This window comes from Streptomyces sp. NA02950, assembly GCF_013364155.1.
Lineage (GTDB): Bacteria > Actinomycetota > Actinomycetes > Streptomycetales > Streptomycetaceae > Streptomyces.
In genome coordinates this window covers 388647-402843 of the sequence record NZ_CP054916.1, presented here as the reverse complement: position 1 = coordinate 402843, position 14197 = coordinate 388647, and the positions used below count along the sequence as shown (strand labels likewise).

The 14197-nt window shown below is 70.9% G+C and carries 11 protein-coding genes and 2 pseudogenes; 9 read left to right on the top strand and 4 right to left on the bottom strand.

Translation table 11 applies throughout. The features are described 5' to 3' along the window. Positions 1 to 24: 24 nt before the first annotated feature. Together HUT19_RS01450 and HUT19_RS01445 are read right to left on the bottom strand one after the other, a co-directional pair. A complete protein-coding gene (locus HUT19_RS01450) occupies positions 25 to 360 on the bottom strand; it encodes a universal stress protein (RefSeq protein ID WP_176178688.1) in 336 nt (111 codons plus the stop codon). Positions 361 to 982: 622 nt separating this feature from the next. Beyond that, positions 983 to 1804: a universal stress protein gene (locus tag HUT19_RS01445; RefSeq protein ID WP_176178687.1), complete on the bottom strand. Its 822-nt coding sequence runs from the start codon at positions 1802 to 1804 to the stop codon at positions 983 to 985. A gap of 156 nt (positions 1805 to 1960) precedes the next feature. On the opposite strand from HUT19_RS01445, the pseudogene HUT19_RS42600 reads away from it, so the two are divergent. The 3 genes and pseudogenes from HUT19_RS42600 to HUT19_RS01435 all read left to right on the top strand — a co-directional run. After that, positions 1961 to 2098 (top strand): annotated as a pseudogene (locus tag HUT19_RS42600) (universal stress protein); the annotation flags it as partial. Positions 2099 to 2256: 158 nt separating this feature from the next. Beyond that, positions 2257 to 2785, top strand: a pseudogene (locus tag HUT19_RS01440) (carbamoyltransferase HypF); the annotation flags it as partial. 129 nt (positions 2786 to 2914) lie between these two features. After that, positions 2915 to 3583, top strand: coding sequence for a CBS domain-containing protein (locus tag HUT19_RS01435; RefSeq protein ID WP_176178686.1), 669 nt, complete (start codon positions 2915 to 2917; stop codon positions 3581 to 3583). A 72-nt stretch (positions 3584 to 3655) separates the two neighbouring features. Here the strand turns inward: HUT19_RS01435 and HUT19_RS01430 are convergent, their stop codons facing one another. Beyond that, on the bottom strand, positions 3656 to 4888 hold the full coding sequence (locus tag HUT19_RS01430; RefSeq protein ID WP_368661674.1) for a DUF1918 domain-containing protein: 1233 nt from the start codon (positions 4886 to 4888) through the stop codon (positions 3656 to 3658). A 216-nt stretch (positions 4889 to 5104) separates the two neighbouring features. Here HUT19_RS01430 and HUT19_RS01425 point away from each other — a divergent pair, with 216 nt between their 5' ends. The 5 genes from HUT19_RS01425 to HUT19_RS01405 all read left to right on the top strand — a co-directional run bounded on the left by HUT19_RS01425 (position 5105) and on the right by HUT19_RS01405 (position 11705). Next, complete coding sequence (locus tag HUT19_RS01425; RefSeq protein WP_176178684.1) at positions 5105 to 5779, top strand: CBS domain-containing protein; 675 nt, start codon at positions 5105 to 5107, stop codon at positions 5777 to 5779. A gap of 110 nt (positions 5780 to 5889) precedes the next feature. After that, entirely contained in the window at positions 5890 to 6744 is an 855-nt protein-coding gene (locus tag HUT19_RS01420; protein WP_176178683.1) for a universal stress protein, read from the top strand. A 414-nt stretch (positions 6745 to 7158) separates the two neighbouring features. After that, positions 7159 to 8028 carry a universal stress protein gene (locus tag HUT19_RS01415; RefSeq protein WP_176178682.1) on the top strand — a complete coding sequence of 290 codons (870 nt, stop codon included), beginning with the start codon at positions 7159 to 7161 and terminating at the stop codon, positions 8026 to 8028. Between the two features lie 33 nt (positions 8029 to 8061). Then, the gene (gene ppk2 / locus HUT19_RS01410; RefSeq protein WP_176178681.1) at positions 8062 to 8964 is read left to right on the top strand and encodes a polyphosphate kinase 2; all 903 of its coding nucleotides are present in this window, start codon (positions 8062 to 8064) and stop codon (positions 8962 to 8964) included. Next, the gene (locus HUT19_RS01405; protein WP_176178680.1) at positions 8961 to 11705 is read left to right on the top strand and encodes a bifunctional GNAT family N-acetyltransferase/acetate--CoA ligase family protein; all 2745 of its coding nucleotides are present in this window, start codon (positions 8961 to 8963) and stop codon (positions 11703 to 11705) included. Before ppk2 ends, HUT19_RS01405 begins: the two co-directional genes overlap by 4 nt. A 451-nt stretch (positions 11706 to 12156) precedes the next feature. Here HUT19_RS01405 and HUT19_RS01400 read toward each other — a convergent pair whose 3' ends face one another. Further along, positions 12157 to 13101, bottom strand: coding sequence for a LysR family transcriptional regulator (locus HUT19_RS01400; protein ID WP_176178679.1), 945 nt, complete (start codon positions 13099 to 13101; stop codon positions 12157 to 12159). A gap of 83 nt (positions 13102 to 13184) precedes the next feature. On the opposite strand from HUT19_RS01400, the gene HUT19_RS01395 reads away from it, so the two are divergent. Beyond that, positions 13185 to 14126: a DMT family transporter gene (locus HUT19_RS01395; protein WP_176178678.1), complete on the top strand. Its 942-nt coding sequence runs from the start codon at positions 13185 to 13187 to the stop codon at positions 14124 to 14126. Positions 14127 to 14197: the final 71 nt, after the last annotated feature.

The following is a 14197-nucleotide window of genomic DNA, read 5'->3' as shown; positions in this document are numbered from 1 at the left end:
CGCGTGTGGCCCACGCCGGGGAGCTCAGGCCCGCTGAGGGATGATGGCCACCGCGCACTCGGAGTGACGCGCCAGGGCGTGGGCCACGCGGCCGCTCTGCGGACCGAAGTGGCCGCGCCGCATCAAAGCGCCGACCACGATCAGATCGGCATCGGCCGACCCCTCCAGGAGGGCCTTGTGGGCAGGGCCTTCGACTGGCGTGCGGTACATCTTGACCTGGGGGTACTCCCGTACTGCCTGGCTCAGCGCGTCGGTGAGGTCGGTCGGGGCCCGTTCTTCGTCCACTGCCCAGTCCACCGAGTGCAGGCTGGGATCCGCTCTGTCGACGCCTACAACCAGCGGGAAGTCCATCGTCCCCATCACCCTCCTCTTCAGCCCCCTGTGAATACCGTCGCACCGCCGGGGGCCTGCTGCGACATGCGGACCGGCTCTCCGACTGGGGGCTTCGGGCACGACGTGCGCTGTGAGGAGATCGTCCGCACCACGGAGCAGTGGAAGGTCAGTGCCCTGCCTGTCGTGGAGGGGGAGGGGAGTGCCATCGATCTGTGCTCCCGGGGGCGACCGCTGACAAGGAGGGGACCTCCGCCAGTGCCCCGGGCCTGTACGGCAGCGTAAGCGACTGTCCGACATCGCCATGGCGGGGGCGGTGACGGCCGAGGAACTCATGAGCACGCCTCCGGTGACGGCGCCCCTTGGCCCAGGCAGCGGACCATGGCCGTGAAGCATGTCGAACAACTTCCCGTGGTCGACGTCGCCACCGCGACCGCCGTCATGCCGCCCACCAGCCAGCCGGTAGCCGTTGCGTTCTACACAGGTCATCGGCGGACCGCTGACGGTTCGGGCCTCCGGCACACGTACTGGTCCGTTCGCCACCACGATCGAACGGCAGCAGACACCGGTCACAGGAGCCGAAGGCCGCCCTGGTGGATGGCTTCCCAGTACGCCCTACGGGTCAGTCGTCGGCGTGGTCCTGACATCGCTCTCATATATGCGGAACGACCACGATCGGACACGGCGCGTGGTGCAGCACCGCGTGGTTGATCAGGCCCAGCTGCAGGCCGATGTGTCCGTGCCGCTTGCCGGCTCCGACGACCAGTAGGTCGGCGCCCGACGCGGCTTCCAACAGCGCCTTCCGTGCCGGTCCCTCAACCACCCGGCGGTCAACCGTGGCGTTCCGGTACCGTTCTGCGGGGCCGCGCAGAGCGTCTTCGAGCACCTGCGTCGGGGGGCGCCAGTGGGTCTCAAGGGCGTACCAGTACGGGGGCGGAGGTTCGGAGGGAGCACCGGTCGGTGCACTCCAGGCGTGTACCGCTACCAGCCGGCAGCGCCGCACATGGGCCTCGCGGAACGCGAACTGTACTGCCGTGTCACTTCCCTCTCGGCCCTCGACGCCAACGACAACGCTCCCGAACCGCGCGTCCCGGTGCTCCGGCGCGCCGCGCACCACGACGACCGGGCAGTCGGCTCGCGCTGCCACGGCCAGGCTGACCGAACCCAGGAGCATCCCGGCGAGGTCTCCCAGCCCCCTGGATCCGAGCACCAGCGCGAAGGCGTTGCGCCCCTTGCTGACCAGGGCGGAGGCCGCGTCCTCATGCAGTACCTCGCTCGACATACGCGTTGAGGGAGAGGCCATCCTGGCACGCTCCGAGGCACGGCTGATCACGTCGGACGCCTCTTGGCCCGGCGCCGCGGCACACACGAGGTGGAGCGGCAGCTTGTGCCGGGCAGTCTCGCCTGCGGCCCAATCCACCGCCTCGAGGCTCGCTTCGGAGCCGTCGATGCCGACCACCAGGGGCATGGTCACTGGCCATTTCTCCTCTCGTGCCGGACTCCACCCCTCCGAGCCCCGGCCCATACGGTCCACATGCGCCGAAGGGGCCGTGCTCGGTCAGCCGACGCTGTTCGGGCAGGCGAACTCGTTCACTCTCATCCAGCTTCTTACGCAACAGAGCCAGACGCCATGGAGCCAGTCGGCACCGTGGGACTGGCCGGTTCACCCGAGAGTCCTGCCACCGCTCGATGGGCCGCCGAGGAGGCCGAATGGCGCCGGCTCACGCTGCGCCTGCTGCACGCGTGGCCGCTGCCGGCGCCGGAACCCTGTTTGTAAGCAGCATCAAAGTCGAGGTGGCCGACCCGGCGCATGCTGACTGGCGGAGCCGTCCTGGCGGTCAAGGGGATCGGCGGCTACCACCTCGGGCGCGACGCCACCGCTCCGACGACCGCGGGCGAGCCGCGACGCGGAAAGGCCCGCGGACCGCCTTCGACGGCACCGGTTACGGTGACGATGGCGCCGTGTGGGGCGGTGAGGTGCTGCTGGCCGACTACGGGCTACCGCCGCCTGGCACATCTGGCGTACGTACCCCTGCCGGGCGGTGTCGCGGCGGTGCGCAATCCGTATCGGATGGCCCTGACACATCTGCGCGCGGCCGGTATCGCCTGGTCACCCGACCTGCCGTGCACGGCAGCCTGCCCTCCCAAGGAACGTCTCCTGCTGGAACGGCGGTTGACGTGCGGCTTCGGGTGTGTGCGGACATCCAGCATGGGGCGACTGTTCGACGCCGTGTCCTCACTGGTGGGTGTGTGCCACCGCATGGGGTAGGAGGCCCAGGCCGCGGTGGAATGGGAAGCCGTCGCGATGACGGTCGGCCAGGTGCGGGACGGCTATGCCTTCGCGCTCGAGGATCCCGCCGCACCGCTGGTGGCGATCGTGGCCGATCTCCGCGCGGGCACGGAGATCCCACTGATCGCCGCCCGGTTCCACCGGGCGGTCGCCGATTCGGTACGCACGGCCTGTCGGAAGGCACACAGCTGAACGGCGTTGCCCCCGGTGGCAGGGGGACACCCGGCGGCCGGACACTGGCAGAGGGGCGTCGAACCCGTGCGGAGCGGTGGGGGGAAGGAAGGAGGAGGTCCCGTGCCCGAGACTCCGCACATCGTGAGTGATGTGATGACACGGACGGTGGTCGCTGTCGGGCGTGACGCGTCGTTCAAGGAACTCGTGGAGACCCTGAGCCAGTGGCATGTGAGTGCCATGCCGGTGCTGGAGGGCGAGGGGCGGGTCATCGGTGTCGTCTCCGAGGCGGATCTGCTGCCCAAGGAGGAATTCCGGGACAGCGATCCGGACCGCTTCGAGCAGTTGCGGCGGCTCCCCGACCTGGCGAAGGCCGGGGCGGTGACGGCGGAAGAGCTGATGAGCTCCCCGGCGGTGAGCGTGCACACGGACGCCACCTTGGCCGAGGCGGCCCGGATCATGGCCGTCAAAGGCGTCAAACGGCTTCCGGTGGTCGACGCAGAGGGGAAGTTGCAGGGCATCGTCAGCCGGGGCGATCTGCTGAAGGTCTTCCTCCGTTCGGAAGAGGACATCGAGGAGGAGGTCAGACGCACTGTGGTGTCGTACCTGTTCCCCGACAACAGCAGCGTTCGTGTCCGGGTGGCCGATGGAGTGGTCACTCTGAGCGGGCAGTTGGCGGACACCGCGCTGATCCCGGTGGCCGCGCGTCTGACCCGGGCCGTGGAGGGCGTCGTCGATGTCGAATGCCATTTCCGGGGCGTCGGACGGGACGAGCCCCACCACCCGACCTGAGCCGGGATCCTCCACTCGACCTGAGCCGGGATCCTCCGGAGCGCGCGGATGTGGCTACGGTCGCGGATGTGGCTACGGTTCGATGTCCAGCACGTCGTGGGCCGGTCGTCGGGGTGTCTGCGTGCCGGGGCGGCCGTATCCCAGTCGCAGCACCATCTGCACATATGCCATGCCTGACGTCGGGTCGCGCAGTGGCCAGCGCAGTTCGTGCCATTCGAGGGCCTGGGTGACGAACGAGGTGGCGAGCCCGTCGAGGGTGGCGCGCAGCAGCACCCGTTCCAACGCCATGCCGGCACGCAGCCAGTCCTCGGGCTGGTCGCGTGCGGTGCTGAGCAGGGCCAGGTGGGGGGTGGTCTCGAAGTCGGCGGTCGGGCGGCCGGGGACGGTTCTGCCGCCCGCGAAGTCCCGCATGGGGGCCTTGCCGGTCCTGCGGCGGGGTCCGAAGGCGTACTCCGGGACGCCTTCGGACCCCGGCCGCGTGTCGTCCGCCGTGCGGGTGAAGCGGGCCAGGTCAGCCGCGGTGTCGGCATCGGTGAGGTCGCGGGCCTCGGCCTCCTGTATCAAGTCCAGCACTGTTTGCAGATGCCAGCCGGAGGGGAAGTCCAGCGAAACCCGCTCCATTTGTGCGGCCTCGACGAGAGCGGTGCGCACGGTATCGGGTATGGCCCTCTCGGCGAAGGGATACCGGCTGGTGTGGCGGGTGCGCACAGCGGGGTACAGAGCCGCCGGGTCGTCCTCTGCGCCGAGCGGGCCGGTCAGTGTCATGGAGGCCAGCAGCATCGGGTCGCCGGGTTCGGGCAGCAACCGGGTCACCGCCTGCCGGCCTTCGTGTGCGACGGCGATGCGCAGGTTCATCAGGGCGGCACCACAGCCGATGTGCAGGGCGCGGAGTTCAGGGTCGGTGTGCGGCAGCGAGCCCCGGAGATCGGCCCTCAGATGGAAGACGCGGTTACGCCGGAAGTACCGGAACCGCCAGGGCTGGGCATTGTGCATCGAGGGGGCGGCCGTGGCGTCCCGCACCAGAGCCATGACCTCCGCATCGGAGAGCGAACGAGCGCTCCGGTACGCCGCCGCGGGCCCGCGATGCCCGGTCGCCTCCCGCTGCCCTTCCGGTCCGTGCCCGATGTGGTGAATGTGTGCGTCCGGACCGGGGAACACAAGGGTGACCTGATCGGAGTCCGACCACCGCACGTCATAGGGAGGAGTCCCGTCGTCGTGGTGGAGTCCGACGATCTCACCGTCCCGCTTGGCGGCACCGGTGGTGGGGCTTTCGACAATCAGTTGGTCGCCGACGTGAGCACGCATCGACATCCCGCCTCTCTGTCTGACTTCCAATGTGTCACCGCGGAGGAGCGGTGTCCTGGGGCGGAAAGTCCTCCAGCGAGGGGCCGGATGGCCCGGTTGTGGGCCGAATGGCCACGAGAGGGAGCCATGAGGCTCATTCGGCCGCGGGGACGAGCTGACAGGCTCGACAAGGGAACACCGGCCGACCCACCGCGAGCCTGCGAGAGGAGTCGGGACATGCACCACAGAACGGTCGGAGAACTCATGACGCGCCCGGTGGTCCGGGTCCCGCGTGACATGCCGTTCAAGGAGATCGTCGCGCTCCTTGCGGAGAACGATGTCACCGCGGTGCCGGTCGTGGATGCTTCCGGTCGTCCGGTAGGCGTGGTGTCCGAGGCTGACCTGCTGCGCAAATCGGCCGGTCAGACCGATCCCTCCGGCCGCCTGCCGGTCCCGCACCTGGAGGCGTGGGAACGCGCGAAGGCGCAGGGTGCGAGGGCGGAGGAGCTGATGTCGGCGCCTGCGGTGTGCGCGCGTCCTGAGTGGTCGGTCGTCGAGGCGGCCCGCCTGATGTCGGCCCGGCACATCAAGCGGCTGCCCGTGGTGGACGAGACCGACAAGCTGCTCGGCATCATCAGCCGTGGGGACATGCTGCGGATCTTCCTTCGCCACGACGAGGCGATCCAGGAAGAGATCGAGAGGGATCTGCTGCGACGGACCCTGCGTCTGGCTCCCTCGGCTGTGACGGTCGACGTGCGGGAGGGCGAGGTCACGCTGGACGGATCGGTCGGGACCAGGAGCCTGATCCCGGTCCTCGTGCGGCTGTGCCGGGGCGTTGACGGGGTGGTCTCGGTCACGCAGCACATCGCCTACGAAACCGATGACACCGGCGCGAGTGACGCCGCCGCGTAGCTCCGGCGCCGCCGGGACGGCCGGGTATCGGGTTGGCATATTTGTGGTGGTCCATTCAATTTTGGGGTACTCCCGTCGTGGAGTGGTCGGCCGCGAGAGGGGGCACTGCCATGGAACAAGTCGTCACCGTGGGGCTCGACGGCTCGGCCGAGAGCATGACCGCCGCGCACTGGGCCGCCGACGAGGCGAAGGGGCGGGAGCTGGCCCTGCGCTTGACACATGCCTGGATCCTGCTCTCGCCGCCCACTCCCGACAGCCCCGCGGCGGACGACCAGAACTACTGGGCGAAGCGCATCGTGCACGATGCGCACGCCGAGCTGGCCCGGCTCCACCCCGACCTGACCATCACCGAAGACCTGGTGGCGGACCAGCCCGAGAAGGCCCTGCTCGACGCCGCCGCGCGGTCCCGGATGCTGGTGCTCGGATCGCGGGGGCTGGACCCGGTGGCGAGCTTCTTCCTGGGCGACATCGGGCTGCATGTCGTCACCCGAGCGGAGCGGCCCGTGGTACTGGTGCGCGCGGGCCGGCAGGTGGAGGAACGCCGGGGGCGGGTGGTCGTGGGCCTGAGTCTGCACGGCCCGCAGGACAACCTCCTGGAGTTCGCGTACGTCACCGCGTTCACGCGTGGCGTGCCCCTGCATGCCGTCCACGGAAGGAAGCTGGACCGGGCCCACGGTGCCCGGGGCGCGGGGGCCGAGGCGGCCCATGACCTCGAGCAGCATGTGCGAGGGGAACTGGATGCTGTTCTGCGGCCGTGGCGGGAGAAGTTCCCTCGCGTCCGGGTCATCGACGAGATCCGCGCGGAGAGCCCCGCCCAGGCCGTCGTACGGGCAGCGGCCGACTGCGATCTGCTGATGGTCGGACGGCGAAAACACCCGCCTGCCCTCGGCTCCCGCCTCGGTCCCGTGGTACAGGCGGCCGTACACCACGCGGCCTGCCCGGTCGCCGTCGTCCCCCACGAATGACCGCGATGACGACACCTCGTGCGCGCACACCAGGGCGGCCCCACGACAGGGTTTGCCGGGCGCCGTGCCCCGTGGGCCCCGCGCGGCATCGGCCACCGATGCTGGAGATCCTCGCGACACCCGTCGAGGCCCTGGTGGCTGAGGGCGTGGCCTCGCGGCTACCGGTACGCGGCTCGCAGGACGCGGCGCCGTGAGCGGCTTCCTGCTCGGGCCCGTGGGTCTGCGGGTGCTGACGCTGTCGAGACCCACCCCACCTCCTACGACCACGCCAGGCGCCGTACGCCGTTCCTCGCTGGACAGGGCCGAATGGCCGCGATGGAGGACCGTCGGCCTCTGGGTAGTCGCGGCTGCCACCACGAGACTTGCGGGGGAGAGGCAGCTGCGGCCCGACACAGCGGACACCGGGGAGGTCCGATGGCACGTCCTATCACGGTAGGCCTGGACGGATCGCCCGAGTGCCTGGACGCTGTCGACTGGGCGGCGCGGGAGGCGCGGTGGCGTCATACGCCGTTGCGTCTGGTGTACGCGTGGACGCTGCCGCCGCAGACGGCTCGGACCGCTCAGGCTCCCGAGGTCCGCAAGGAGTGGGCACAGCAGGTCCTGGACGATGCGGAAGCCGACCTGGCCACCCGTTACCCGGACGTGGCGGTCTCCACCAAACTGGTGTCGGAGACCGCGGTCCCGGCTTTGGTGGGCCATGGCGCGGACTCGGAGATGCTGGTGCTGGGCTCACGGGGCCGTGGTGCCGTGGCCGGTTTTCTGCTCGGGTCCATCGGGCTGCAGGTGCTGGGCCGGACCGCGCGCCCGGTCGTGCTGGTGCGGCGCAGGAGCGGCCAGAGGTCCGGGACCTCAGGGGGAGATGTGGTGGTGGGCATCCAGGATCCGCCCGAGTCGGCCGCACCGATCGAGTTCGCGTTCGGCACGGCCGCGGCACGAGGCGCGGGAGTGCGTGCCGTACGGGCCTGGAAGCTGCCGGGGGTGTCCGAGTACGGCCCGGCGTCACTGCGGGCCCTCGACGAGGCAGGTGGCATCGAGCTCGCTGAGCGGAAGCGGCTGGGGGAGGCGGTCCTGCTGTGGCGGGAGAAGTACCCGGAGGTACCGGTGGCCGAGCAGGTCGGGATGGGCAACGCCGCGGAGGTGCTGCTGACGTCGGCCGCGGGAGCGGGGCTGGTGGTCGTCGGCCGGCACACGCACCGGCCCGCGACGAGCCCGCGCCTCGGCCATGTGGCGCACGCCCTGCTTCACCATGCCGCGTGCCCCGTCGCGGTCGTCCCCCACGACTGACGCTCGGTCGGCCGCACGTTGAAAGGGAAGCGGATGCCGCACAGCGCACCGCGGGACGGTACGCCCCCGGAGCCGGGCGGGCCCGACCCTCTGCCCCGGCTCCGGTACCGGAAAGAGCTGCGCCGTCTGCAGATCGAGCTGGTGAAGCTCCAGGAGTGGGTGCGGGCCGAGGGCGAGCGGCTCGTGGTGCTCTTCGACGGGCGGGACGCGGCAGGCAAGGGTGGCGCGATCAAGCGGGTCACCGAGCGGCTCAACCCGCGCGTCGCGCGGATCGTCGCTCTTCCGGTGCCCACCGAGCGCGAACGCACCCAGTGGTACTTCCAGCGCTATGTCGAGCAGCTCCCCGCCGCGGGCGAGATCGTGCTCTTCGACCGCAGCTGGTACAACCGGGCCGGCGTCGAACGCGTCATGGGCTTTTGCAGCGGGGAGGAACACCAGCGCTTCCTGCACCAGTGTCCGGTCTTCGAGCGGATGCTGGTCGAGGACGGGATACTGCTGCGCAAGTACTGGTTCTCCGTGAGCGACACCGTCCAGGAGCAGCGGTTCAACTCCAGGCTGAGCGATCCCACGCGGCGGTGGAAGATCTCGGCGATGGATCTGGAGTCGATCACGCGCTGGGAGGCGTACTCGCGGGCCAAGGACGAGATGTTCGCGCGCACCGACATCCCCGAATCCCCCTGGTACGTCGTCGAGAGCGACGACAAGCGATCGGCCCGCATCAACATGATCGCGCACCTGCTGTCGACCGTTCCGTACGGGGACGTCCACCTGCCGGACCTCCGGCTCCCGGACCGTCCCCCGCCCACAGGCTACGAGCGGCCGCCGCGCCGTCTGCAGACCTTTGTGCCCGACCACGCCGCCGCGCTGATGGCGCCGGAGAGCCGGCCGGCCGGCTCGGCGGGCCGCTCATCCGACAGCGGAGGGAGCCACGGATGACGGACACGGCGCACCGCCCCGACACTGTCCACGCGCTGCTTGCCGACGGGACCACCGTCGAGATACGTGCCGCGCGGCCACAGGACCGGGACGAGGTCCTGCGCATGCACCAGGAGATGTCGCCGGAGGATCTGCGCCTGCGGTTCTTCGCGATCAGCCCGCGCTACGCACGCGCGGCAGCGGACCGTATCTGCGCGCCCGGCCACCACGGGTACCAGGCGCTCGTCGCGGTGGCGCGCGAGCGCGTGGTCGGCGTGGCCGAATACACCGCCCTCCCCCCGTCCGAAGGCGAACCGAACTCCGCGGACATCGCGCTTGCCGTCGCCGAGGGCCACCACGGCCAGGGCATCGGCACCCTGCTGCTGGAACACCTGGTCCACGCCGCCCGGGACGCGGGGATCTCGACCTTCACCGCCGAGGCGCTCGCCGAGAACCACGCGGTCCTGAAGGTCTTCGCGGATCTGGGGCTGACGACCTCACGGCACTTCGACGGCACCGACGTCCGTTGCACCGTGCATCTGGAGGAGCAGGAGCGCTATCTCTCGGCGGTGGACCGGCGCGGACGGATCGCCGATGTGGCCAGCCTGCGTCCGCTGCTGCGTCCGCGTTCGGTGGCCGTCGTCGGGGCGGGCCGCCGCCCCGGATCCGTGGGACGTGCCGTGCTCGGAAATCTCCGTTCCGGCGGATTCCGCGGAGCCTTGTACGCGGTCAACCCGCACGCCCCGGTCGTCGAGGGGACGCCGGCGCACCCGTCGGTGGCGGCGCTGCCCGAGGCACCGGACCTCGCCGTACTCGCTGTGCCCGCCGCGGCGGTTCCGGAGGTTGCCGAACAGTGCGGCGTCCGGGGGGTGCGGGCGCTGGTCGTCCTGACGGCCGGGCTCGACGCCGGCCAGGCCGAGGCGCTGTTCACCACATGCCGAGGCCACGGGATGCGGCTGGTGGGCCCCAACTGCCTGGGCATCGCCGATACGGCGGACGAGGCGCGCCTGAACGCCACATTCGCCGCGCACCCCCCGCTGCCGGGATGTGCCGGTGTCGCCGTGCAGTCCGGAGGCGTCGGTATCGCGCTGCTGGAGCGGTTCGGCAGCCTCGGTATCGGTGTGTCCAGCTTCGTCTCTCTCGGTGACAAGTACGACGTCAGCGGCAATGACTTGCTGCAGTGGTGGGAGGCCGACCCGGGAACCCGCCTCGGCGTGCTCCACCTGGAGTCCTTCGGCAACCCCCGGGCGTTCTCCCGCACCGCGCGACGCGTCGCCCGTACCATGCCCGTCCTCACCGTGGACGCCGGCCGCTCCGAGGCCGGACGGCGCGCCGCCGCCTCGCACACCGCAGCCGCGGCCACCCCCACCATGACCCGCCGAGCGCTCTTCGACCAGGCCGGGATCATCGCCACCCGGAGCATCGCCGAACTGGTCGACATCGCGGCCCTGCTGTACGCCCAGCCAATGCCCCAGGGAGCCGATGTGGCCGTGGTCAGCAATGCCGGAGGTGCCGGTGTGCTCGCCGCCGACGCCTGTACGGAAGCGGGGCTGAACGTGCCCGTCCTCGACCCGGCCCTGGCCGAGGAGCTCGGGGCGCTTCTCCCGCCCGGGGCGGCCACCACCAATCCTGTGGACACCACAGCCGCGGTGACCGCCGATGGAATGCGCGGCTGCGTGGACCGGCTCGCCGCTCATGGAGCCGTCGACGCTCTGGTGGTGGTGCTGGTTCCCACCGCGCTGGCCACCGGCACCGAAGACGACCCCCTGCTGGCCCTCACCCATACCTCAGGCCCGCGCCCCCGCCCCGTGGCCGCGGTCCTCCTCGACCAGGAGACCCCCGTACGCCTGCTCCCGAGCGCCGACGCAGGCGCCGTCCCGTCCTATGCCGAGCCCCAATCGACCGCACGCGCTCTCGCCCACGCCATCCGCTACGCCCGCTGGCGTGCCGAACCGCCAGGCAGCATCCCGCCACTGTCAGGGATCGACCCCGGCGGGGCCACGGCCACTGTGGAGGGATTCCTCACCCACCACCCCGGCGGCGGATGGCTGGACCCCCGTGACTGCGCCGCCCTGCTCGACCGCTACCGCATCCCCCAGCTGCCCTGGGCCTGGGCCGAGGACGCGGACACTGCCGCGGCGGCCCTCCGGCACCTCGCCGACGAAAACACGAGGGTGGCCCTGAAGGCGTACTGGCCCGGTCTGGTGCACAAGAGCGACCAGGGTGCGCTGCGGCTGGACCTCGAGGGCGCGGACCAGGTCCGCCACGCCTACCGTGAGCTGCGGGAACGTTTCGGCGATCGGATGACCGGGGCACTGGTGCAGCCCATGGCGCACCGTGGCACCGAGTTGTTCGCCGGAGTCGTCCAGGACGAGGTGTTCGGCCCTCTGGTGCTCTTCGGCCTCGGCGGCACCGCCACTGACCTCCTCGCCGATCACGCCGCCAGACTCGCCCCGCTCACCGACCGCGATGTGCACACCCTCATCACCTCCCCGCGGTGCGCGCCGCTGCTGTTCGGCTATCGGGGCGGCAGGGCGGTGGATCTGGAGGGGCTGGAACAGCTGCTTCTGCGGCTGTCCCACATGGCCTGTGACCTGCCGCAGCTCGCCGAGGCCGACCTCAACCCGGTGGTGGCCCGCCCCGACGGCGTCGTGGCGCTCGATGTCCGGCTGCGCATCCTGCCCCGCCACGCCCACGACCCCTATCTGCGCCGGTTGCGTGCCGCCCGGACGGCAGCGCCGGGCCTGAATCAAGGCGGGTGAGTGTGCTGACACCAGGGCGAGGGTCGGCAGTGCGAGTCCGGACCGGCGCATGACCGAGGGGAGGGCGGCGCACAGGGTCAGAGCGAGGGCGGTGAGGGGTGCCAGGACCACGACGACGCGCACGAACAGGACGTGTGCGGGGATGCCGTTGATCAGGTCGAGTCCCACAGAGGGCAACGCCGGACAAGGGACACGCGGGGCTCCTACGGCGCCCTCGGCGGCAAAGCCCCGGCCGTGATCGGGAGGTGTCCCGCCGCAGTCATGGCCGTGGCGACGAGGCGGTCGAAGGCCGGGATGAGCCCACTCCGAGCCTGGGTTCGCCGGCGCCTGATCAGGATGCGCGAGCAGCCCGAGCGGCAGCCTGATCAGGATCGGTGTGGCGGTCGGCGCCACTGGGCCTGCCCGACGGGCGGGGCGGGCTGCCACGTGATGGGAATCACCGCGCGCGGCATCACCGCTCTCCGGCCGCCTGTTCGTGTGGTGTCACTGCTGCGGTGTCTTGGTTGCTGATGGCCGCTGCGGCGATCTGCAGCTGGGTGAGGACGGTTTGGACGGCTGTGCGTGTGGTGCGTTCGGGGCGATGGAGTGCGTCGACGTGACGCCGTGCGTGGACGCCGGTCAGTGGTCTGAGGGTTACCTGTGGGTGTGGGCGGGAGGTCCAGCGCGGCATCAGGGCGATTCCGCCGCCGGCGGCCACGACTTCGGCAACCACGGCGAATTCGTTGATGCGGTGGGCCAGGTGGAGGCGACGGCCGGCCGCGGCGGCGATGGCCTCGATGGTGGCCATCAGCGGGAATCCGTCGTGGACGGTGATCCAGGGCTCGTCGGCCACGTCACGGGGTGTCAGCCGCGGTTTGGCGGTCAGGGGGTGGCCGGCGGGCAGCGCGATGTCGAGGGGTTCGTGCAGCAGGGCGATAGCGGACACGGTCCGCGGCCATGGCGCGGCGTGGTCGAGGCGGTGGGCGAGGACGATGTCGTAGTCGCGGGTCAGGGGCGGGAAGTCGTTCTGGGCGACGTCCTCGTCGGCGAGCGCGAGCTGCGGGGAGCCGGGGGCCGCCAGGGCGCTCACCAGGTGGGGCCAGAAGGCCGCTGCGGCGCTGTGGAAGGCCGCGACCGACACCAGACCGCCGGTTTCGCCGAGGAACTCCTCGACTCTGCGCCGGGCTCGTGCCAGGGCGGTCTCGACCTCGATCGCGGCTCCGGCGAGAGCCTGCCCGGCGGGGGTGAGCACCAGCCGCCGGCCCTCGCGCTCGGTGAGGGGAACGGGCACCGAGCGCTGTAGAAGCCGCAGTTGCTGGGAGATCGCCGAGGGGGTGACCATCAGCGCCTCGGCGGTGGCGGTCACGCTGCCCAGTTCGCCCAGCTCGCGCAGGACACGCAGCTGTCTCTCATCCATGGGCTCACATTGTAGCTCCATTAAAGGATAGATTCAGAAGCTGGTACTTGGCTTCATTGTGCTGGCTGGGCACGGTAGGACGCATGCCGCACGCACGCCGGACCGACGTGGTCCTCCTGATGATCGCCCTGGTCTGGGGTTCCAGCTATCTCGCAGCGAAGACCGCCACAGACGCCGCCCCGGTCCTGGTGGTGCTGTTCATGCGCTACCTGATCTCGGCACTGGCGACCCTCCCCCTGGTCCTGGCCACCGCTCGCCGACGGCGGGACCGCTGGACACGGGAGGAGATCCGCATCGGGACGGTTCTGGGCGTGACCCAGGCGGCGGTCCTGGTGCTGGAGGTGTACGGCGTCGCCCACACCAGCGCGGCGAACGCGGGGCTGCTCATCAGCCTGACCCTTGTGATCACGCCGCTGCTGGACCGCTCGGGCGGCCGCAGCAGGGTCCCGGCCCGCTTCTTCCTCGCAGCCGGCGTATGTGTCGCAGCGGTCGGACTGCTCACCTCGAGCCACGGCCTGCACGCTCCCGCGACAGGCGATGCTCTGATGCTGACCGCCGCCGTGGTCAGGGCCGGCCATGTGGCGCTTGTCGGCCGGCTCACCGCGGGCCGTTCGCTGCGTCCGCTCCAGCTGACGTCCATGCAGACGGTCGTCGGGACGGCGCTGTGCCTCGCACCGGCCGCCGGTGGACTGCCCACCCTGGCCCATGCCACCGTCGGCACATGGGGTCAACTGGCCTATCTCGCCCTGTTCTGCAGTGTCTTCGCCTTCCTCGCCCAGACCTGGGCCATCCAACGCACCTCCGCCAGCAGGGCCAGTCTCCTGCTGGGCACCGAACCCGTGTGGGCCGCCGCCCTCGGCATCGGCCTCGGCGGCGAACACTTCACCGCCCTCGCCGCCCTCGGCGCGCTGCTGATGGTCGCCGGGACCTACTGGGGCCAGGCCATCGAACGCACCCACCGCACCACCATCCGTGAGACGAAAGAGAATGACACATGCCCGGCCACGACACCTATCAGCGCCTGATCCGCCTCCTCGACCGCGCCGCGACGCCGTACCGGCTCATCGACCACCCACCCGAGGGCGCCACCGGGGCG